The 20343-nt window shown below is 57.7% G+C and carries 22 protein-coding genes; 10 read left to right on the top strand and 12 right to left on the bottom strand.

Annotation, left to right across the window (positions count from 1 at the left end):
- Positions 1-160 precede the first annotated feature (160 nt).
- Entirely contained in the window at positions 161-1081 is a 921-nt protein-coding gene (locus tag ACR0EL_RS09830; RefSeq protein ID WP_480499660.1) for a manganese-dependent inorganic pyrophosphatase, read from the bottom strand.
- Positions 1082-1199: 118 nt separating this feature from the next.
- Positions 1200-2180, bottom strand: a complete 981-nt coding sequence (locus ACR0EL_RS09825) for a TraB/GumN family protein (RefSeq protein WP_480499659.1) — start codon at positions 2178-2180, stop codon at positions 1200-1202.
- Positions 2181-2284: 104 nt separating this feature from the next.
- On the opposite strand from ACR0EL_RS09825, the gene ACR0EL_RS09820 reads away from it, so the two are divergent.
- A complete protein-coding gene (locus ACR0EL_RS09820) occupies positions 2285-2965 on the top strand; it encodes a DUF2161 domain-containing phosphodiesterase (RefSeq protein ID WP_480499658.1) in 681 nt (226 codons plus the stop codon).
- A gap of 18 nt (positions 2966-2983) precedes the next feature.
- On the opposite strand, the gene bla is transcribed toward ACR0EL_RS09820, so the two are convergent.
- Positions 2984-3865 (bottom strand): class A beta-lactamase, encoded by an 882-nt coding sequence (bla, locus tag ACR0EL_RS09815; protein ID WP_480499657.1) that lies wholly within the window; start codon positions 3863-3865, stop codon positions 2984-2986.
- Positions 3866-4091: 226 nt separating this feature from the next.
- Here bla and groES point away from each other — a divergent pair, with 226 nt between their 5' ends.
- From groES to ACR0EL_RS09790, 5 genes are all read left to right on the top strand, one after another.
- Positions 4092-4379, top strand: a complete 288-nt coding sequence (gene groES, locus ACR0EL_RS09810; RefSeq protein WP_170536247.1) for a co-chaperone GroES — start codon at positions 4092-4094, stop codon at positions 4377-4379.
- A gap of 56 nt (positions 4380-4435) precedes the next feature.
- On the top strand, positions 4436-6079 hold the full coding sequence (groL, locus tag ACR0EL_RS09805) for a chaperonin GroEL (RefSeq protein ID WP_170536249.1): 1644 nt from the start codon (positions 4436-4438) through the stop codon (positions 6077-6079).
- A gap of 175 nt (positions 6080-6254) precedes the next feature.
- Complete coding sequence (locus ACR0EL_RS09800) at positions 6255-7097, top strand: DMT family transporter (protein WP_480499656.1); 843 nt, start codon at positions 6255-6257, stop codon at positions 7095-7097.
- A gap of 38 nt (positions 7098-7135) precedes the next feature.
- Positions 7136-7909 carry an alpha/beta fold hydrolase gene (locus ACR0EL_RS09795; protein ID WP_480499655.1) on the top strand — a complete coding sequence of 258 codons (774 nt, stop codon included), beginning with the start codon at positions 7136-7138 and terminating at the stop codon, positions 7907-7909.
- A complete protein-coding gene (locus tag ACR0EL_RS09790) occupies positions 7906-9057 on the top strand; it encodes an alpha-D-ribose 1-methylphosphonate 5-triphosphate diphosphatase (RefSeq protein ID WP_480499654.1) in 1152 nt (383 codons plus the stop codon). Before ACR0EL_RS09795 ends, ACR0EL_RS09790 begins: the two co-directional genes overlap by 4 nt.
- A gap of 63 nt (positions 9058-9120) precedes the next feature.
- On the opposite strand, the gene ACR0EL_RS09785 is transcribed toward ACR0EL_RS09790, so the two are convergent.
- The 4 genes from ACR0EL_RS09785 to ACR0EL_RS09770 all read right to left on the bottom strand — a co-directional run bounded on the left by ACR0EL_RS09785 (position 9121) and on the right by ACR0EL_RS09770 (position 11731).
- A complete protein-coding gene (locus ACR0EL_RS09785) occupies positions 9121-10191 on the bottom strand; it encodes a 5-(carboxyamino)imidazole ribonucleotide synthase (protein ID WP_480499740.1) in 1071 nt (356 codons plus the stop codon).
- Between the two features lie 2 nt (positions 10192-10193).
- Complete coding sequence (locus ACR0EL_RS09780) at positions 10194-10949, bottom strand: NAD(P)-binding domain-containing protein (protein WP_480499653.1); 756 nt, start codon at positions 10947-10949, stop codon at positions 10194-10196.
- Positions 10946-11431, bottom strand: coding sequence for a 5-(carboxyamino)imidazole ribonucleotide mutase (gene purE, locus ACR0EL_RS09775; protein WP_480499652.1), 486 nt, complete (start codon positions 11429-11431; stop codon positions 10946-10948). Before purE ends, ACR0EL_RS09780 begins: the two co-directional genes overlap by 4 nt.
- A gap of 75 nt (positions 11432-11506) precedes the next feature.
- The gene (locus tag ACR0EL_RS09770; protein ID WP_170536261.1) at positions 11507-11731 is read right to left on the bottom strand and encodes a YdcH family protein; all 225 of its coding nucleotides are present in this window, start codon (positions 11729-11731) and stop codon (positions 11507-11509) included.
- Between the two features lie 163 nt (positions 11732-11894).
- On the opposite strand from ACR0EL_RS09770, the gene ACR0EL_RS09765 reads away from it, so the two are divergent.
- The 3 genes from ACR0EL_RS09765 (at position 11895) to ACR0EL_RS09755 (ending at position 13528) form a co-directional block, all read left to right on the top strand.
- Positions 11895-12308, top strand: coding sequence for an Hsp20 family protein (locus tag ACR0EL_RS09765; protein WP_058275530.1), 414 nt, complete (start codon positions 11895-11897; stop codon positions 12306-12308).
- A gap of 5 nt (positions 12309-12313) precedes the next feature.
- Positions 12314-12538, top strand: a complete 225-nt coding sequence (locus tag ACR0EL_RS09760) for a DUF1150 family protein (RefSeq protein WP_170536263.1) — start codon at positions 12314-12316, stop codon at positions 12536-12538.
- Positions 12539-12643: 105 nt separating this feature from the next.
- Positions 12644-13528 (top strand): PhzF family phenazine biosynthesis protein, encoded by an 885-nt coding sequence (locus ACR0EL_RS09755; protein ID WP_480499650.1) that lies wholly within the window; start codon positions 12644-12646, stop codon positions 13526-13528.
- 67 nt (positions 13529-13595) lie between these two features.
- On the opposite strand, the gene ACR0EL_RS09750 is transcribed toward ACR0EL_RS09755, so the two are convergent.
- The 3 genes from ACR0EL_RS09750 to trxB form a co-directional block, all read right to left on the bottom strand.
- Positions 13596-15311: a bifunctional sulfate adenylyltransferase/adenylylsulfate kinase gene (locus ACR0EL_RS09750; RefSeq protein WP_353010449.1), complete on the bottom strand. Its 1716-nt coding sequence runs from the start codon at positions 15309-15311 to the stop codon at positions 13596-13598.
- 196 nt (positions 15312-15507) lie between these two features.
- A complete protein-coding gene (locus ACR0EL_RS09745; protein ID WP_480499648.1) occupies positions 15508-17199 on the bottom strand; it encodes an adenylate/guanylate cyclase domain-containing protein in 1692 nt (563 codons plus the stop codon).
- A gap of 129 nt (positions 17200-17328) precedes the next feature.
- Positions 17329-18270 carry a thioredoxin-disulfide reductase gene (gene trxB, locus ACR0EL_RS09740; protein WP_480499646.1) on the bottom strand — a complete coding sequence of 314 codons (942 nt, stop codon included), beginning with the start codon at positions 18268-18270 and terminating at the stop codon, positions 17329-17331.
- Positions 18271-18483: 213 nt separating this feature from the next.
- On the opposite strand from trxB, the gene ACR0EL_RS09735 reads away from it, so the two are divergent.
- Positions 18484-18984 (top strand): Lrp/AsnC family transcriptional regulator, encoded by a 501-nt coding sequence (locus ACR0EL_RS09735; protein ID WP_170536272.1) that lies wholly within the window; start codon positions 18484-18486, stop codon positions 18982-18984.
- Positions 18985-19100: 116 nt separating this feature from the next.
- Here ACR0EL_RS09735 and ACR0EL_RS09730 read toward each other — a convergent pair whose 3' ends face one another.
- Together ACR0EL_RS09730 and ACR0EL_RS09725 are read right to left on the bottom strand one after the other, a co-directional pair.
- Positions 19101-19883 (bottom strand): Hint domain-containing protein, encoded by a 783-nt coding sequence (locus ACR0EL_RS09730; protein ID WP_170536274.1) that lies wholly within the window; start codon positions 19881-19883, stop codon positions 19101-19103.
- A 325-nt stretch (positions 19884-20208) separates the two neighbouring features.
- Positions 20209-20337, bottom strand: a complete 129-nt coding sequence (locus tag ACR0EL_RS09725; protein ID WP_353010457.1) for a hypothetical protein — start codon at positions 20335-20337, stop codon at positions 20209-20211.
- Between the last annotated feature and the right edge of the window lie 6 nt (positions 20338-20343).

Genomic DNA, 20343 nt, shown 5'->3' with positions numbered 1-20343 from the left:
CCCCGCCGCCCTTTGGACGGCTCCCCCGAGATATTTAGAGCCAGATGAAGCAGGGATCCTTTGTTCATCTGGCTCTAAATATCTCGGAGCGCGAGGCAGAGCCTCGCAAAAAGAAGAAAGGCGCCCGGATGGGCGCCTTGGTCTGTTAGGTGGTCTGCGATCAAACTTTCAGATTTGGGATGATCTGTTTCTTACGGCTCATGACGCCGGGCAGGACCACGGTGTCTGCATCAACGGTAGCGTCAAAGCTCTTTTCGGCGACAGTTTTGACCAGATCGTTGGGCACCAGCAGCGTGGCTTCTTCGTTCAGAATATCAACGACGAACATCAACACCTGATCGACGCCGTCTTCCTTGGCAACGTCTACCATCGAAGCAGCCAGGCTGTCTTTGCGGTCCAGCACAACTCCGGGCGCTGTTGTTTCCAGAACCGAGACGCGGAACTTGGTGCCGTCAACTTCGTATTCCTTGCTATCCATGCGGATCAGTTCGGCGTCCGAGAAAGACGAAACATCCGATTTTGCTGCGAACATATCGGCCGCATATGCCGAAACGTCCAGCCCCAGCTCAGCCGCCAGTTTCTCGGCTACGGCGCGGTCATGCGCAGTGGTGGTGGGTGAGCGGAACTCCAGTGTGTCGGAAAGGATGCAGGTCAGCGCGGCCCCTTTGACGGCGTCGGGCATCTTGGCCACGTCGTCGCCGATCAGGTCGACCATGATCGTCGCGGTACACGCAAGCGGGCGCACAGTGATGTCGATCGGGCCTTTGGTTTCCAGACCGCCAACCAGCTTATGGTGGTCGATGATGGCGCGGATATCCGCGCTGTTGACGCTTGCGGGCAGTTCGGCCGGGTTGTTGGTGTCGACGATGACAATTGGCGAGTCTGCCTCGACATCCGAGATGATGCGCGGTTTGGGCAGGTCCCAACGCTGCAGCATAAAGGCGGCCTCGGTGTTGGGTTCGCCCAGCAAGACGGGCTCGGCTTGTTCGCCTTTGATTTCGTTCAAATACCAGGACCACAGGATCGGTGAGCCTGTGGAATCGGTGTCCGGAGATTTGTGGCCAAATACAAGGGTTGTCATGATTGTATCCTGAGGATTGTAATTTTGCGCGCCTTATAGGTTGGTCCAAACCAATTGTCACCAACAGCTTCGCGCATGCGACGGTTCGTCTGATGCGTCCTGGGCGGTGCCCGAATGACTAAAAAGGTGCAGGGGTCAGCGTGTATCCGGCCTGTTCCAGCAAGGCCAATAGCCCGAAATCATCACCTAAGTGGCCAGCGCCCACCGCGATGACGGCGGTCTGGTTCTGAATGCTCAGGATGTGCTCCATCCAATTGGCATTGCGTTGTACCAACATCTTATATTCGAACCGGTCCCATTCCACCGCGTATTCGGTTTCAGAAAGCCCCGACGCCTCAAGCCCTTGTAGCCGCGCGAGTTGCAGGATTTGGGCGTGCTTTTCTTCCAGATAGGCGTTGGCCATCGTGGCCAGGTGATTGGCGTCGCTTTGTAACGCACCGGTCATCCGAACCAGTGACTCTACCTGCTCTTGCATTGGAAGATCGTCAAACATGGTCATCAGATCTTCGACCCGTTCAAGGGATTGCTGCGGGATGTCATGTGTCTCGGCCAGATCGGTCAGCCGCGCATCCATACCATATTTGGCATCTGGGCTCTGCATCAGGCAGGGCGGGATACCCAGCATCATGCTGAGAAACCAGGGGCGCATCTTTGCCGCCATCCAGCTGGGAATGCCACGCTCCGCCAGTGTGTTGGACAGCTTCGCCCAGTCCTCAGCGCTCATCAGGTCGATCAGTGTGGGCCCTGAGGTGATCATGACTGGGCTGAGATCCTGTGCGAGACCCTGTTCAAATGTCTTCATCTCGGCCTGAGTGACCTCGAAGTAAAAGGCATCCGCCTGGCTGAGGGCAGGGGTCAGGCGTTCAACCACCGCATCCATGCGAGGATCATTGGTATGGAGCGTTCCGATCAGGTGCAGCGTGGTGTCCCCTTTGCGGGCGATCCAATGGTTGCCTTCCGCATAGGGAATGCTGGCGAGGGATTGATCCAGGCGGTCCTGCTGTGCGGTAGACATCAGCGGGCGCAGGTCGTGCCCTTCGCAGGTGGCGTGTACCGTGGCGGGCAGCAGCATAAATCCGATCAGGGCCAACAGGCGCATGTGCGATCCTCCGGGATGGGTCAGGCAAGGACTTAGTCATGCAAATGCAGCATATTCAAGGCGACGCATCTGGTATTTCTGCCCGAAACCCATAGCATCGGGCCATGGAGCGCGAGCAGGATCTTTATCCCCCGATCAAGGCGTTGTTAGAGCGTCAAGGTTATACCGTGAAGGGCGAGGTGGGCCCGGCGGATATCATGGCGGTGCGCGACGGGTCTGACCCCGTAATTGTCGAGCTTAAATTGCGGTTCTCGCTGGCCTTGTTTCATCAGGCCATTGCGCGGCTAAAGATCACCGATCAGGTCTATCTGGGGGTCAGCAAGCCTACGGGGCGCACGGCCAGACGCGCGCTGCGCGATAACCTGGCGATGTGCCGCCGTTTGGGTTTGGGGCTGATCACTGTTCGTGCCGATGGCGCGGTCGAAGTGCAGTGTGATCCCGGGCCCTACGCGCCGCGAAAGAACAAGGTCAAAGCAGCGCGCATGCTGCGGGAATTTGATCGACTGGAGGGTGACCCCAACGCTGGTGGTGCGACTCGGTACGGGATTGTGACCGCTTATCGTCAGGATGCATTAAAGTGCGCCGCTCATCTGGCAGAGCACGGCGCAACCAAAGGTTCTGAGGTTGCGGCTGCGACCGGTGTTTCCGTCGCTACACGTTTGATGCGTGAAAACCACTATGGCTGGTTCGATAAGGTTGAGACAGGTGTTTATGGCCTGTCCCCTGCGGGTGAAGAGGGGCTGAAGCACTGGGCCTATAGCTGGGAAGATGCGGATGAAACCTAGCCGCGCGGATGGGCTTATTCACTCAGCATGCGCGTCGATTTCGGCAATCATTGCACGGCCAATATCGGAAATCACAGCGTTGCGTTTTGCAAAGGATGCGCTTGTTTCAGTGAGATAGATAGCCGCCAGATAGGTGCGAGGTTCTGGTGTTTGGAGAAAAGCGATGATCGCGCGGTTACCGTGGCCGCCAGCGCCGGTCTTGTCACCGATTGTCCAACCTTCCGGGACATGAGGGCGGATGAGCTCGTCGGCGACCTGATCTTCGATCATCCATTGCCTGAGTTGAGCGGCGGAGGCTGGTGAAAGGCGCGTGCCATCCAGCAGCCTTTCCAACGTCTCCAAAATCGCCCGGGGCGTTGTTGTGTCGCGTGGATCACCTGGTGTGGCTTGGTTCAGCGCTGTTTCCCAGCGATCAAGGCGAGTGGTGGCGTCGCCTGTAGTCCGCAGAAAGCTGGTTAGTTCGCTGGGCCCGCCCAATCGCTGCAACAACAGGTTGGCTGCGGTGTTGTCGCTGATCGTTATGGTTGCTTTGCACAGGTCTCGCACGGTCATGCCGGATTCCACGTGCTTACTGGTGACTGGCGAGTAGTCGACGAGGTCAGATGACTGATAGGTAACGCGTTCCAATAACGCTTGGGTACCTGTGTCGACCCCTGCCAAAATCGCGCCGCACAAAAGAGGTTTGAATGTGCTGGACATCGCAAACCGTTCATCCGCGCGATAGGCAACCTCCAATCCGCTGTCGACCTCGTACAGCAGCACCCCAATCCTTGCGTCAAGTTCGCGCTCCCATGCCTTGACAGTATCAGTCAGGCTCTGCGCTTGAACCGGCGTGGCCGGACCTGTGGTCACATAAGTCAAAAGTAGAAGGCCGACGGCAAGAAATTGGAATCTGCGCATCGAATTTGCCCCATATTGTTTTTGTCGTGGCCTACCTATGCAGCTGGCCTTCGCAATCAACCACATGACCGATCAGGTTTGGCCAAAAAATTTCGCTTCAACTTGTTGACTCGCTTCTTTCGACACCCTAGCTATGCCGCGTTATCACTCGAACCCACTGAGTGCTAACGCCTCACCGACAGGTGAGGGGAGGATAGATAAACTTTGAGCCCAAGGAGCTGCAAAGATGGCATTGAAACCGCTTCATGACCGTGTGCTGGTTCGCCGTACCGAAAGCGACGAAAAAACCGCAGGCGGACTGATCATTCCCGACAGTGCAAAAGAAAAGCCCAGTGAAGGCGAAGTTGTCGCGACCGGCGAAGGCGCCCGCAAAGACAGCGGCGAGCTGATCGCAATGGCTGTCAAAGCTGGCGACAAGATCCTGTTCGGCAAATGGTCGGGCACCGAGGTTCAGGTCGACGGCGAAGAGCTGCTGATGATGAAAGAAAGCGACATCATGGGGATCATCGAGTAAGCCGCCGCGCTTCACTCTGATCTTCATTTACAACTTATTTCTCAAGGAGAAACGACATGGCTGCAAAGGACGTCAAGTTCGACACCGATGCCCGTAACCGCATGCTGGCAGGTGTGAACATCCTGGCCGATGCTGTTAAAGTGACCCTGGGCCCCAAAGGCCGTAACGTGGTTCTGGACAAATCCTTCGGTGCACCGCGCATCACCAAAGACGGTGTTTCGGTTGCCAAGGAAATCGAACTGGAAGACAAGTTCGAAAACATGGGCGCGCAGATGGTGAAAGAAGTCGCCAGCCGTACCAATGACGAAGCCGGCGACGGCACCACCACCGCAACCGTTCTGGCACAGTCCATCGTCAAAGAAGGTCTGAAGCAGGTTGCTGCTGGCCTGAACCCGATGGACCTGAAGCGCGGCATCGACCTGGCAACTGCCAAGGTTGTTGAAGGCATCAAAGCTGCTTCGCGCGAAGTCAAGGACTCGGCTGAGGTAGCTCAGGTTGGCACCATCTCGGCCAACGGCGAAGCCGAAATCGGCAGCCAGATCGCAGACGCGATGCAGAAGGTTGGCAACGAAGGCGTTATCACCGTCGAAGAAAACAAAGGTCTGGAAACCGAGACCGATGTTGTCGAAGGCATGCAGTTCGACCGTGGCTACCTGTCGCCTTACTTCGTCACCAACGCAGACAAGATGATCGCAGAACTCGACGACTGCATGATCCTGCTGCACGAAAAGAAACTGTCCTCGCTGCAGCCGATGGTTCCGCTGCTGGAACAAGTGATCCAGTCGCAAAAGCCGCTGCTGATCATTGCTGAGGACGTTGAAGGCGAAGCGCTGGCAACTCTGGTTGTCAACAAACTGCGCGGCGGCCTGAAAATTGCTGCTGTCAAAGCACCGGGCTTCGGCGACCGCCGCAAAGCCATGCTGCAGGACATCGCAATCCTGACCGGTGGTCAGGTCATCAGCGAAGACCTGGGTATGAAGCTCGAGTCCGTCACCATGGACATGCTGGGCACCGCCAAGAAAATCGAAATCACCAAAGACGAAACCACCATCGTCGACGGTGCTGGCGAGAAAGCCGAGATCGAAGCCCGCGTTGGCCAGATCCGCACTCAGATCGAAGAAACCACCAGCGACTATGACCGCGAGAAGCTGCAAGAGCGCGTTGCCAAACTGGCAGGCGGTGTTGCCGTTATCCGCGTCGGCGGCATGACCGAAGTCGAAGTGAAAGAGCGTAAGGACCGTGTGGACGATGCTCTGAACGCAACCCGCGCTGCTGTACAAGAAGGCGTTGTTGTGGGCGGTGGTGTTGCTCTGGTTCAGGCCGGTAAAGCACTGGAAGCGCTGAAAGGTGCAAACGCCGATCAGGACGCTGGCATCAACATCGTTCGCAAGGCCATCGAAGCGCCGCTGCGCCAGATCGCCGAGAACGCAGGTGTTGACGGTGCGGTTGTTGCGGGCAAAGTCCGTGAATCTTCGGACGCAGCATTTGGCTTCAACGCTCAGACCGAAGAATATGGCGACATGTTCTCGTTCGGTGTGATCGACCCTGCCAAAGTTGTCCGGACAGCTCTGGAAGACGCGGCATCGGTTGCTGGCCTGCTGGTCACCACCGAAGCGATGGTTGCCGACAAGCCCGCCAAAGAGGGCGCGGCACCTGGTGGTGGCATGCCCGACATGGGCGGCATGGGCGGCATGATGTAAGCTGCTTAGGCCTTAGTGCTTATCGATGGGGTCGCCTTCGGGCGGCCTCGTTTCGTTTTGAATGCCCGCTTTGCGGCCATGCCTCCGGCGGAGGTATTTTTGAACAGAAGAAGCTATGGAGGCTTTTGCAGGAATGTGAGTGTGCAAACCTGAAAGAAGCAGGTATGCGGTTGGGATGAGAGTGCTTTTGCTGACCGCCCTGACCATGTGCGCCTTTGCGGCGAATTCGATCCTGAACCGGCTGGCGATTGACAGTGGTGCCAGCGATCCTGCCAGCTTTGCAGTTGTACGCGTTCTGGCTGGCGCGGTGGTTCTCAGTCTGTTGGTGTGGGCGCGCAAGGGTGGAATGCCGCTGCGTTCTAGGTGGCGGGTTTTGGGGGCAGGGTCCCTATCCTTGTACATGATAGGGTTTTCGGTGGCCTATCTAACGCTGGATGCGGGTCTTGGGGCGCTGATCCTGTTCGGGGTTGTTCAGATATCCATGTTTGTGATCGGCGCATTGACTGGGACGACACCCACAGGACGCCAAATTGCAGGTGCTGCGGTCGCTTTGATTGGTTTGACCTTTGTACTATGGCCGACCGAAGCGGTTCAGGTAGACGCAGCGGGGACGGCGCTGATGGTCGCCGCTGGTTTTGGTTGGGCGATCTATTCTTTGGTTGGGCGGTCCGAGCCTGACGCCTTGGCCGGGACAGCGGCGAACTTTGTTGTCGCGTTTCCAGTAACGACGTTGGCGCTGGTTTTCTTGGGGGGCGACTGGCAGATCAATGCAGCCGGATGTGCGCTGGCTATTTTGTCAGGCGGGGTGACGTCGGGCCTGGGATATGCGCTTTGGTACCGGGTCTTGCCGCAACTCGCGCCCTCGGTTGCCGCGGTGGTTCAGTTGAGTGTGCCAGTGATCGCGATTGTCGGCGGCATGGTCCTGTTGGGTGAAGTTGCAGGCGCGCGGCTGTTGGCTGGGGCAGCTTTGGTGCTGGGTGGCATCGCCTTGGCCGTTCTGCGCCGGACCCAAGGGTAGGTCTTCCCTCAGACCCTCATAGGCAGTATTGGGCGGTCATGAGAATTCTGCTTGCCCTCATTTTCCTATGCCTGCCCGCAGTGGCCAGCGCCAAATGTGTCATCCTGCTGCATGGGCTGGCGCGGACCGAGGCGTCGTTCTCGGTGATGGAGCAGTTGTTCAAAGCCCATGGCTACACCGTCATCCGTCCGGGCTATCCGTCGACAGATCTGGGCATTCCCGAACTGGCTGAACAGACCCTGCCCGATGCGTTTGCAGCCTGCGGCGAAGATACAGTCAATGTTGTCGCGCATTCCATGGGCGGTATCCTGTTGCGGTATTGGCTTCAGGACAACGCACCGGAAAAACTGGGCCGTGTCGTCATGCTGGGCCCACCCAATCAGGGCAGCCAACTTGTTGACGAACTTAGCGCATGGGAAGTGTTCGGTTACCTGAACGGCCCCGCCGGATTGCAACTGGGCACTGGACCCGAAGGCATCCCCCAAAAGCTACCGTCAGTGGAGTTCGAACTGGGTGTGATCGCGGGCGAGAACTCATTGAACCCGGTGTTTTCTTCACTGATCGATGGGCGGGACGATGGTAAGGTTTCGGTTCGAACCACCAAGGTGGATGGCATGGCGGATCATCTCGTTCTGCCGGTGACACACACGTTCATGATGAACAATCCGCGCGTGATGGCACAGGCCCTGCATTTCATCGAGTTCGGTGAATTTGATCCACAGATAACCTGGCTGGATGGGGTCACTGACATCATTGACGAGATTTGCATCGGGCAGGACTGCTCTGAGCCAGAGTCGGAGCCAACCAGATGACCATGCTGGAGCTGACGCTCTGCAACGCCGAAGTGCTGTTGCCGAGCGTAGGGCTGACACAGGAGCCCGTTGCAATAGCTGATGGGCAGGTGCAGGCCTCAAGCGCTGGGCGTCAGATTGACCTGACTGGTTTTTTGGTTCTTCCGGGAATCATCGACCTACATGGTGACGGTTTCGAACGCCATATCGCCCCGCGCCGGGGTGCCATGAAACAAATGAACGAGGGCATTTTGTCGGTCGAGGCAGAGCTGGCGGCAAACGGGATCACCACCGGAGTACTGGCGCAGTTCTATAGCTGGGAAGGTGGCGTACGCGGCCCCGATTTTGCCGCGCAGGTCTTTGATGCGATTGCTGCTGTTAGGAACAGCACCGTCACAGACTTGATCCCCCAGTTAAGGTTCGAAACCCACATGCTGGACGACTATGCCGGTCTGGCTGTTCGGATCAAAGACTGGCAAGTGCCTTACGTGGTCTTCAACGACCACTTGCCACATGATCGACTTTCGCAGGGAAAAAAACCGCCACGCCTGACCGGGCAAGCTTTGAAAGCAGGGCGCAACCCAGATGCTCATTTCCAGATGTTGCTTGATATGCATGCCCGCCAGGCAGAAGTTCCCGCTGCGATCGAAGCGCTATGCGCTGAGCTAGAAGGGCTGGGTATTCGCCTCGGCAGCCACGATGATGCAACCGCAGATGCCCGGGCATGGTGGCGGGAGCGCGGCATTCACATCTCTGAATTCCCCGAAACTCTGGAAGCGGCCGAGGCCGCGCGTTCGGCTGGGGATCACATTATCCTCGGTTCACCCAATGTGGTCCGGGGTGGTTCACACAAAGGAAATGCCAGCGCGGTTGAACTGATTGCCATGGGGCTCTGTGATGCGCTGGCCTCGGACTATCACTACCCCAGCCCGCGCCGTGCGGCGTTGATGTTGGCCAAAAGCGGCCTGCGGGATCTGGCTGGTGCCTGGGATTTGATCTCATCAGGTCCCGCGCGCGTTCTGGGCCTAAAAGACCGAGGCACGATAGAGCCGGGCAAACGCGCTGACCTTGTCATTCTGGATCGGAAGAGCCACCGCGTCGCCGCCACGCTGGCCGGAGGGCGTATCAGCTACATGTCCGGGGACATCGCGGCCCGGTTCATCTCTTAAACCCGGCCCGCTTCTCTTGTTCACAAATACCTCCGCCGTAGGCATCACGCGTCAGCGTGATTTCTATTCGCGCGTGATCCGGTTAAAATGTCCCATCTTCCGGCCTGCCTTTACTTCGGCCTTACCGTAGAGGTGCAGGGCGACGTCCCGTTCCTGAGCCAGCTCAGGAACGCGGTCCATATCGGCGCCGATCAGGTTTTCCATCACGACATCCGAATGACGCTGCCCGTCCCCCAAGGGCCAACCAGCCACAGCGCGGATATGCTGTTCAAACTGATCGACGGCGCAACCATTCTGCGTCCAATGGCCAGAGTTATGGACGCGCGGCGCGATCTCATTCACGATCAAACCCTCTGATGTCACAAACAGCTCGACCCCCATTACCCCGACATAATCAAGCGCGTTCAGGATGTTAGCCGCCAGCAAGATCGCATCTGTGCGCTGCGCGGGACGCAGGCGGGCAGGCACTGTGGTCGTGTGAAGAATACCGTCCCGATGAACGTTCTCGCCTGGGTCAAAACAGGCGACCTGACCGTCCAGCCCGCGTGCGGCAATAATTGACACCTCATGGCTGAAATCAACGAACCCTTCCAAGATCGAGGGCGCGCCATTCATGTCTGCCAAGGCCGCTTCGGCATCCTCGGGTGTCCGCAAACGCGCCTGACCTTTGCCGTCGTAACCGAACCGGCGGGTTTTCAGGATGGCCGGGGTTCCGATCTGATAAATTGCGGCCTCAAGGCTGCTCAGATCTGACACATCCGCAAAAGGCGCCGTGTTCAGACCCAGATCTTGCAAGAACCGCTTTTCGGTCAGCCGATCCTGGCTGACGCGCAAGGCTTCGCGTCCAGGGCGAATAGGGCGGTGCGCTTCCAGTATATCCAGCGCCTCGGTCGGGATGTTCTCGAACTCATAGGTGATGACATCGACCGAATCTGCAAAGGCCCTCAGCGCCTCGGCATCGTCATACGCCGCCGTTGTCACCCGATCTGCGACCTGACCGGCAGGTGGGTTCGCGCCGGGCTCGTAGATATGGCTGACAAAGCCCAGCCGCGCCGCCGCGACTGACAGCATGCGGCCCAACTGACCACCGCCCAGAATTCCAATCGTTGCACCGGGGGCCAGCGTTTTTGTCATCATCAGGTCTCCAACCGTTTACCGATCGCGGCCAGGGCTACGTTCAGCGCGTCATGTGCTTTGCCTGACCGCAAGGCATCGGTCATCTGCAGGCTCAGCGTTCCATCGGTGGCCAGCGCATCGCGCTCTGCCGCAAGTTGCCCCGCTTTGCCCTTTTCCATCGCGGAAAGAAAGCCCGAGATCAGTTGCGTCGTATAAAATTCTGCTCCGTCTGCGTTTCCGGTTTGATCGGACAGCCAATTCGCGCCGGTTGCCATCAAATCCAGCATCCCCGGCACCATGGCGCAGATCGCGAAATGGGCGTTCAGCGCGGCCTCATCCGCGACCTTGATCACCGGATTTTCCGGTTCGAACAGATCGGCCAGCAGGCGATCATTGCCAAGGGCGGCCAAGGGGCAACCGCCGGTTGCCAGAAAGCCCAGCGGGATGGTTTGTACGAAATCTGATGCGGGTGCGCAGAGCTTTGCCAGCTGATCCGTCGAAACGGCGGCCATCACGGAAATAATCTGTTGATCCGCGTGAAAGGTCAGAGGGGTCAGAATATCAGCGGCCACCTGTGGGCGCAGACACAAAAACACGATGTCCGATGCGTCGAGCACTGATTGGACATCCGCGACCGTCACACCCAGTTCTGATTTGAGTTGCGCCGACACCTTGACACTGCGTTCGGTGACCCAGATGTCATGACCTCTGGCCGCCAGAAAGCGCACCATAGGTGCCGCGATGTGGCCGGTTCCGACAAAGCCGATCCGGCTCATCCTTCGGGTTCTTCTGCGATAGAGGCTGACAAAGCCATGCGCCATGCATCCAGCCGCTGGGCCAACGCGTCATCCTGAAGTGCCAGAATACCGGCGGCCATCAGCCCTGCATTTGCGCCACCCGCCGATCCGATGGCCATGGTGGCAACCGGGAAACCCTTGGGCATCTGCACAATGGAATACAGCGAATCAACGCCGGACAGCGCGCGTGTCTGAACGGGAACACCAATCACCGGCACCCGCGTTTTCGAGGCCATCATGCCCGGCAGATGCGCCGCGCCGCCTGCGCCTGCGATGATCACGTTCAGGCCGCGCTCGACAGCGGTTTTGCCATACTCCCACAGACGATCTGGCGTGCGGTGGGCTGAAACAATGCGTTTTTCGTAAGATACGCCCAACTCATCCAGAATATCGGCGGCCTCTTTCATGGTGGGCCAGTCCGACTGGCTGCCCATGATGATCCCGACTTTGACGTTGCCCATCCGCTTGATCCCCGCCCGTTAGCAGCGCGCGCAATATATCCAAATCCGCCTTCGTGGCAATGCGTTAGGCTTGGATCATGCGATGATGTCCGGCGTCAGGCGATCCTCGATCAATCGGATGATGTCCTTCAGGCGCAGTTTTTCCTTTTTCAGCCGCCGCAAGGTCAGCTGATCTGCCGTGCCGCGGTCATGCAGTGCTTCGATGGCTTCGTCCAGATCACGGTGCTGTCGTCGAAATACCTCAAGCTCAACCCGCAAAACGTCATCGGTTTTCATCGAAAGGTCGGTGGGCGCGTTCATTGGCGACTCGGGCTGGTTGTGGTGCTTATCCAACAAGATAGTGTGTCAGACGTTATCACGCCAGACCTTGTGGACATCCTGGTTTCTTCCCATATTCTATAGTGCGCGGTTGCCAAAACGGGGCCGCACCACACGTCGCTTTGGCAATAAAGGACGAGAAAACGTGTCAAAACTTACTCTTGGCTCATACCCGCATCTTTTGGGGTTCGAGCAGTTGGAACGCCTTTTGGAACGGTCTGCAAAGGCCGGCAACGAAGGGTACCCGCCCTACAATATCGAACAGACGTCGGATTTTTCGTACCGGATTACTCTGGCTGTGGCCGGGTTTGCCGAAGAAGACCTGTCGATCACCATCGAGGATCGCCAATTGGTGATCCGGGGCCGTCAGCGCGACGATAGCGAGGGGCGCATCTTCCTGCACCGTGGCATCGCGGCGCGCCAGTTTCAGCGCATGTTCGTGCTGGCCGATGGTGTCGAGGTGGGCGAGGCGATCATGGAGAACGGTCTGCTGCATGTGGATCTAACCCGCGCCGTACCGGAAACCGTGGTGCAGACAATCAACATACGGAAGGGGTAAGAGCAATGAATACACCGATTGAAATCAACACCGAAGGCGACCGTATCGTTTATGTCAAAACGGTCGAGGTTGCCGATCTGCCAAGCGATCTGCAGGATCAGGCAGGTGACCTGGATCAGCTTTACGCCGTGCACGATTCCGATGGTCAGCAATTGGCGCTAGTCGCCGACCGCAAGCTGGCCTTTGTTCTGGCGCGACAGCATGATCTGTCTCCGGTGGCCGTTCACTGAACGGCCCTGCGACGTCCGATTTGGGCGTGACAATCCCAATGACGCGCGCGATGGTTTGAAACCGGCGAACCCCGCCGCTTTTTTCCTGTGTTCGGAGGCCGCGCGATGAGCTGGTTCGACTTTGATTGGGTGGATGCTTTCAGTGACCGCGCCTTTGGTGGAAATGGCTGCGCCGTTGTCCACGATGGCGCGGTTCTGCCAGCAGATGTTTGCATGGCCTTTGTCCGCGAGACCTCACTGGTGGAATGCACATTCACCGGGCCATCCGATGTTGCCGATATCCAGGTGCGGTATTTTCTGGCCAGTCGCGAGATCCCCTTTGCCGGACATCCGACAATCGCGACGGTGGCTGCGATGCGGTCGCGTGGTTTGATCTCTGGCGATGTTCTGACACTTGAAACAGGTGCGGGGATTGTTTCGATTAAGCTGAATGGGGATGAGATCGAAATGACCCAGGTCGCGCCGGAATTCGGTGCGCATGTACCTGCTGACCTCGTTGCCACGACCATCGGGCTGCCAGAAAGTGCCATCATATCTCCGCCTCAGTTCGTTTCGACCGGGCTGCCCTTTTGCATAACGGTTCTGCGAGATCATGAGGCGCTGCGCGCAGCACGGCTTGATGTGGAGCCGTTGCGCAAGGTTGCCGCCGCTGCCGGGTTTTCCGGTTCGGACATGGCAGAGCCGTTTCTGGTAACCTTGCAGGGCGCAACAGCCGAGGGAGATACATTCTCGCGTCTCTTGTTGGCCCCTCCCAGCCCGCCCGAGGACCCGTTTACCGGATCAGCGACTGGTGCGATGGCTGCCTATCTTTGGAAACACGGGTTGATGGCAAAAGACAGTTTCATCGCGGAACAGGGGCATGACATGGGTCGCCCCGGTCAAGCGACGGTAACCCGCGTTGGGCCCTATGATGCGATGACTGGGATCAAGGTTGCGGGGCGCGGTCATGTGCTGATGCGTGGGCAGGTGGATTTGCCGGATCAGATGTAACCGCGTGTTGGATTAAACCGAGAAGAAAAGCCCCTGTTTTGGCGGGAGCTTTCTGTATTCTTATATGTTACCCGGCGATCAGGCCCATGCTTTCCAGTTTTAGCAGGACCTGGTGGGCGCAATTGTCGACCTCGACATTCTCGGTCTCGACGCTCAGTTCAGGGTTCTGCGGGACGTCATAGGGGTCCGATATCCCGGTGAACTCCTTGATCTTCCCTTCGCGCGCCAGCTTGTAGAGTCCTTTGCGGTCGCGGCGTTCGCATTCCTCGATGCTGGTCGCTACATGCACCTCGCAGAATGCCCCGAACTGCTCGATCTCCTCGCGCACGGCGCGGCGGGTTGTGGCATAGGGCGCGATCGGGGCGCAGATGGCGATGCCACCGTTTTTGGTGATCTCAGACGCTACATACCCGATGCGGCGAATGTTCAGGTCGCGGTGCTCTTTCGAGAAGCCCAGTTCCGACGACAGGTTTTTCCGCACGATGTCACCATCCAGCAGCGTCACCGGACGGCCACCCATCTCCATCAGCTTGACCATCAGCGCGTTGGCGATGGTAGATTTGCCGCTCCCTGAGAAACCTGTGAAGAACACGGTAAAGCCCTGTTGGCTACGCGGCGGCTTGGTCTTGCGCAGTTCTGTGACAACTTCGGGGAAGCTGAACCATTCTGGGATTTCAAGCCCCTCGGACAGACGGCGGCGCAACTCGGTGCCTGAAATGTTCAGGATCGTGACATTATCCTTGTCCAGGATTTCGTCATTTGGTTCGTACTGGGCGCGTTCCTGCACATAGACCATATGTTTGAAGTCGACCATTTCGATGCCGATTTCATCCTGGTGTTTGCGGAACAGGTCCTGCGCGTCATAAGGCCCGTAGAAATCTTCACCAGCCGAGTTTTTACCCGGCCCGGCATGGTCGCGCCCGACGATGAAATGGGTGCAGCCGTGGTTGGCGCGGATCAGGCCGTGCCACACCGCCTCACGCGGGCCAGCCATGCGCATCGCCAGGTTCAGCAGGCTCATCGACGTGGTCGAGGCTGGGTATTTGTCCAACACCGCCTCATAGCAGCGGACGCGGGTGAAGTGATCGACGTCGCCCGGCTTGGTCATGCCAACAACTGGGTGGATCAGCAGGTTGGCCTGCGCTTCTTTGGCGGCGCGGAAGGTCAGTTCCTGATGCGCGCGGTGCAGGGGGTTGCGTGTCTGGAAGGCCACAATGCGGCGCCAGCCCAGCTTGCGGAAATAGGCGCGCAGCTCGTTCGGCGTATCGCGACGGGCGCGGAAATCATAGTGCACCGGCTGCTGGATGCCGACAACGGGACCGCCCAGATAAACCTTGCCAGCCACGTTGTGCAGGTAGTTAACCGCAGGGTGTGCATCGTCATCGGCACCAAAGACCTTCTCGGCCTCACGCGACTTGTCCGGGGTCCACCGGTCAGTCACAGTCATGGTGCCAAGGATCACGCCTTCCTGATCGCGCAAGGCAATATCCTGGCCCAGCTCAATCCCTTCGGCAAAGTCTTCGCTCACATCCAGTGTGATGGGCATGGGCCACAAGGTGCCATCGGCCAAGCGCATGTTTTCGACGACATTGTCATAATCGGCTTCGCTCAGGAAACCCTTGAGCGGGTTGAACCCGCCATTCATCAACAGCTCCAGATCGCAGATTTGCCGCGGGCTCAGGTCCCAGCTTGTCAGATCGGCGGCTTCAACTTTTAACTTCTGCGCCGAGTCATATGACACATACAGTTCGGGGATCGGAGCCAGATTGCTTAACATCGTCATCAGAATACTCTTGTCACAGTGTAAATTTGCCGGTGATTCTCGGCCGTTTCGGGGCGGATTTGCCCCGACTCTTACCCGAAGTCCACCACCGTCGCGAAACAAAGGACGATATGCGCTGATTTCCCCGGAAATGGAAGGATTTTCCGGTGCACAATTCCAAAGGCGACTGAGGTTCTGTTTCAATAACGCGATCCAATCAGGCAGAGGATACCTGTTCTTCTCTGGCGGTGATGTCGCTTAGCTCTGCGGCACGTGTGACAGGCACAGCGGGAACCGGCTCGGTCACGCCGCGCAGTTGGAACAATTGGATCTGCTCGGGATCGATCGCAACCCCCGCCGCTTGCAACAATTCCTCTGATACCAGCAGTTCGACCCCAAGTGCTTTGGTTTCGCTTTCAAGGCGGCTGGCGACATTGACAGCATCGCCTATAATGGTCTGCGAGGCGTGCCCTGCGGCGCCGATTTCACCCAGCACTAGATCACCTAAATGCAGACCCATTCCGATACGAATGCCCGGGCTGCCTTCGGCTGCGAGGCGTTGATTGAAACCATCCAGAGCAAGGCTGATTTCAATCGCGGCATCTAGCCCCGACTTGGCAGAGTCGGCCGCGTTGGCTTTGTTAAACACGGCCAACAACCCGTCACCCATGTATTTGTCGACCACGCCGCCCGCATCCGTGATGGCCGGGACTATGGCGTCAAAGAACCGGTTCAGCAGAAAGACGATGTCGTAAGGAAGCTGCCCGGTCGTACGCGCCGTGAAACCCCGCATATCCAAAAACAGCACGGCCAATTGCCGTTCCTGCCCTTGGCTGGCGTGCCCTCGATTCCGCTCGCCATCCGGGCGAAAGACGCGAAACACAGTCAGCGGGTCGGTTGGGCGGATTTGGCAGGCGAGCCGGGTTTGGGGCGAGGCACCCACCGCTGCCAGGCTGCGGGCCTCGACCTCACTGGGGGCATCCAGCCCATCGCCGCCATCTTCGACAATGACACGGCATGTGGTACAACGCCCCTTGCCACCGCACAGCGCCGTGTGTGGGATGCCGTTGGCTTGAGATATTTCAAGCAATGTCATGCCTTTTTCTGCAACCACATCAGGGCCTTGCGCATAGGCGACCCGCACCGAATGCCTGCGACGCCAAAGCTTGCGGCCCAGAAAGAAGATCCCGCATGCGCCGAGCGTGAACAGAAAGCCCAGAACGGCGTTGTTCTTCATAGCAAGCAGGACGCCGAAGGTTTCAGGCGATGGCCAGTTATAGTGCTCAATGTATTGCTCGCGCAGAAATTCATCTGCGAAATCCACCCAGATACGCCGGCCCTCAGTTAAGACACCGGCCAAGGCAAAAGAGGGTACAAAAACCGCCACGCCGATCAGATAGGGAACAGTTTTTGACCACCAACTGGTCAGGCGCAGCCACATATGAAGGCCGATACAGCCATGTATCCAGACGATCAGCAGCAGCAGGCTCTGCATCCAGATGGCTGAGCTAGGCCACATCAGTATGATGATGTACCCCATCTCATCATTGACGTCGAACACCTCATGCGCGACGCGGGTATGCACGATGTGCGAAATCAATTGCAGCGGGATTAATAACCCGAGCACAACCTGCAATGCCGAACTGAAAGGCATCCGCAAGGTTCTGCGTTGGATGATCGAGATGACCGCAAGGGCTGCGTGAAGGATCAGCGCGGCATAGAATAGGAGGCTGATGACATTGTGCCGGGTGATCGCCTGTCTACCATCCTGCATCCCGTGCAGGTAATCGGTGTGAAACAGGCCTAGCCCGATGTTAATGAAGTGAAAAAATGCAAAAACAAACAGGATCAGGCCGCTGCCAATCCGTAGCTGGGCTGCCCACCCGCCGCGCCAAAGTGCGTTATCCAATGCCGGTACCCGCGAATGCTTCGTTAGGGTGGAGTGTGAGGGGCGGGCTTGCGCGGGTCAAGCCGACCTGAACCGCCGAAGGTAAAAGGACAGAGGTTTCGACGTGCCCCGAAACCTCTGCGCGCCACGCTATTCCTGTTCGGCCAAAAAACGCTCGGCATCCAGGGCGGCCATGCAGCCCATGCCCGCGCTGGTCACGGCCTGGCGGTAGATGTGATCGGTCAGATCGCCCGCTGCAAACACGCCTGGGATTGAGGTTTCGGTCGAGCCTGGCTTGGTCACGACATAGCCGCCCATGTGTGTTTCCAATGTGTCTTTGACCAACTCATTGGCGGGTGCGTGACCGATGGCTACAAACACCCCCTTACAGGGAATCTCAGAGATTTCACCGGTTTGGACATTCTTGACCCGAACACCTTCAACCCCCAGTGGCGCATCCGTGCCAACGACTTCTTCCAACTGGTGGAACCAAAGGGGCTCGATCTTTTCGTTTTTGAACAGGCGATCTTGCAGGATTTTTTCGGCGCGCAACTCATCCCGGCGGTGGATCAGGGTCACTTTGCTGGCAAAGTTGGTCAGGAACAAAGCCTCTTCCACGGCCGTGTTGCCGCCGCCGATCACAACGATCTCTTGCCCGCGATAGAAGAAACCGTCGCAGGTTGCACAGGCCGAGACGCCAAAGCCTTTGAATTTCTCTTCCGATGGCAGACCAAGCCATTTGGCGCGGGCGCCAGTGGCTAGAATAACCGCATCCGCAGTATAGATGGTGCCGCTGTCGCCCTTGGCGGTAAAGGGGCGCTTGCTGAGGTCCAGATCGCTGATGATATCGCCGATCACCTCACAGCCCATGGCCTTGGCGTGATCCTGCATGCGTACCATTAGATCAGGACCCTGAACCTCGGTATCGCCGGGCCAGTTCTCGACCTCGGTCGTGGTGGTCAGCTGACCACCTGGTTCGATGCCCTGCACCAGAATGGGTTCCAACATGGCCCGGCTGGCATATACGCCTGCGGTATATCCTGCGGGTCCCGATCCGATGATCAGAACCTTGGTATGTCGTGTCTCGGCCATGGTACCCCCGCTCGAACTGCCTGACTTGGGCGTTTCGCCCGTCGCACCGATATAGCGGCGTGCGCGCAGGGCTTAAAGCCCTTTCCTGTTCACGAATGGGGCAGGGGCTTGGTGGTAGTTGCGATCTGAAAACAAAGAATATTGCGCAACAGCGAAAGATTATTGCGCAAGCGGTGGGTGCTGATATAAGAACCGAAAAATCAGGAGCATTTTATGGTCACCACACGGCTGGATGAGATTGATCGCAAGATTCTGGCAGAGCTGCAGGCTGATGGTCGGATGACCAATGTTGAGCTTGCAAAACGTGTCGGTATCTCAGCGCCGCCGTGTCTGCGCCGTGTGCGCACTTTGGAAGACTCAGGCTACATCAACAGTTACCACGCTGCGGTAAACGCGCGTGAATTGGGATTCGAAGTCCAGGTTTTTGCCATGGTCGGCTTGGACAGTCAGGCTGAATCTGAACTGCGCGCATTCGAAGAACGTTGCCGCGAATGGCCGCTTGTCCGTGAATGCCACATGCTAAATGGCGAAGTGGATTTCATTCTGAAATGCGTCGCCCCCGATCTGAGCAGTTTTCAGCAATTCCTGACCGGTGAATTGCTGACCACGCCGAACGTGGCCAGCGTCAAAACCTCGCTTGTTATCCGAGGCGCAAAAGACGAGCCAGGCGTACCATTCGACGTTCTGGAAGAGCGTATGAACCGTACCGCGTGAATCGCGTCTGTTTTGGATGTGGCTGGCAGGGTGGCAGCATTGCCGCCACCGCCAAGGATACAATCCAGCTTAGTAAAATCTGCATGATGCCCCCGCTCTGCAGTAGTATGTAAATTTCACGCCGTCAGAGCGTCGACCTCTCCGTCTCCGGCGCGCGGCATCAGCAACGGGCCGAAATCGTTCAGTGTTTCGACATGCGCGAACAGATTCAAATAGATCGACCGTAGAGAATGGCTGATCAAACGAACTGCGTTTACCCCTGGATGATAGGTTTCAAACTGCAACCCATCAACGCGAATGACCGAATGCTTCTTCAGGCAAATGTGAAACAGCTCTACCGGAGTTGGCGGCATTGTTTCAATAACGTTCATGCCGTCCTGAAACTCTGACGCTGGTGTCAGAACCGGTCCGTCCCCATAAATGTGCCGCAAGTGGCCCGGCGTGCCTAGCAATCGCGCTGCCGGGCCGGCGATCACACCGGACAGAGGCTTCTGCATGCCGAACGTATCCGCCATGATCCGTGTCAGAGGACGTGTGCGCCCATACGAATCTTCGCGCCCCGGGATCAGAGTGACTGACCCTTTCCAAACGACTGTTTCCGACGACCCATCTTGGGTCAGAACGGTATCCCCCGGCATAAGGTCTTCAATTGCCATAGGGCCATGTTCGGTTTCCACCAGCGATCCACGCGAAAAGGCGCAAAATGCGTCTTCGAACATGGGTAATGCTGGTGCGATATGACGTGTCTGCGCGACATCCCCATTGTCGAGCAGAGTGCTTACTTCATACCGGCGCAGTTGCGCCTTTGGCTTCGATGCTTGTCTTGGAACCTCGCGCAGCAACGCGGATGTATCAACCGCATTACGGGCCGCACGGGCTAGTGAGCCAGGAATAGTCACTTATATTCCTTCCTTTCTAATCTCCGAACAGACGAGGCATACCCCCGTACAGGCCCGTCCAACGGAATCGTTCTTTGCCTTGAAATAAATGAGGGACCCTTGGGCACTGCCCATGACGGCGGTGCACAGCGACAAAACCTTCGCTTTCCATTGGTCAACACATTGACCCCCCAGGCAAACTCGTACTTTGCGGGCGCAAATTGCCCGCACACACACTCCTGAACACATGATCGCCGTTGTACGGCGATCCCACGTGCACCGGGTCGGAGCATGCCCGATGCGCTCCACCGCAGGACCGGCAGCTTGGCCCTGGTGGTTTTCTGGTTCAGCGTCGCGCCATCAACCGGCGCGCGACCCTGACAGAATGGCTTGAAACCCGTTTCCATGGCATTTCCAGATTCTGGTCCTGCGTCGCGGCTAAAACCGCGTTTAGAAAGCGAGTTTTCGATTTCATTCTCTG

It is taken from the genome of Ruegeria sp. AH12 (assembly GCF_056541465.1).
The sequence above is the reverse complement of the archived record's forward strand: the minus strand, read 5'-3'. Positions and strand labels throughout refer to the sequence as shown.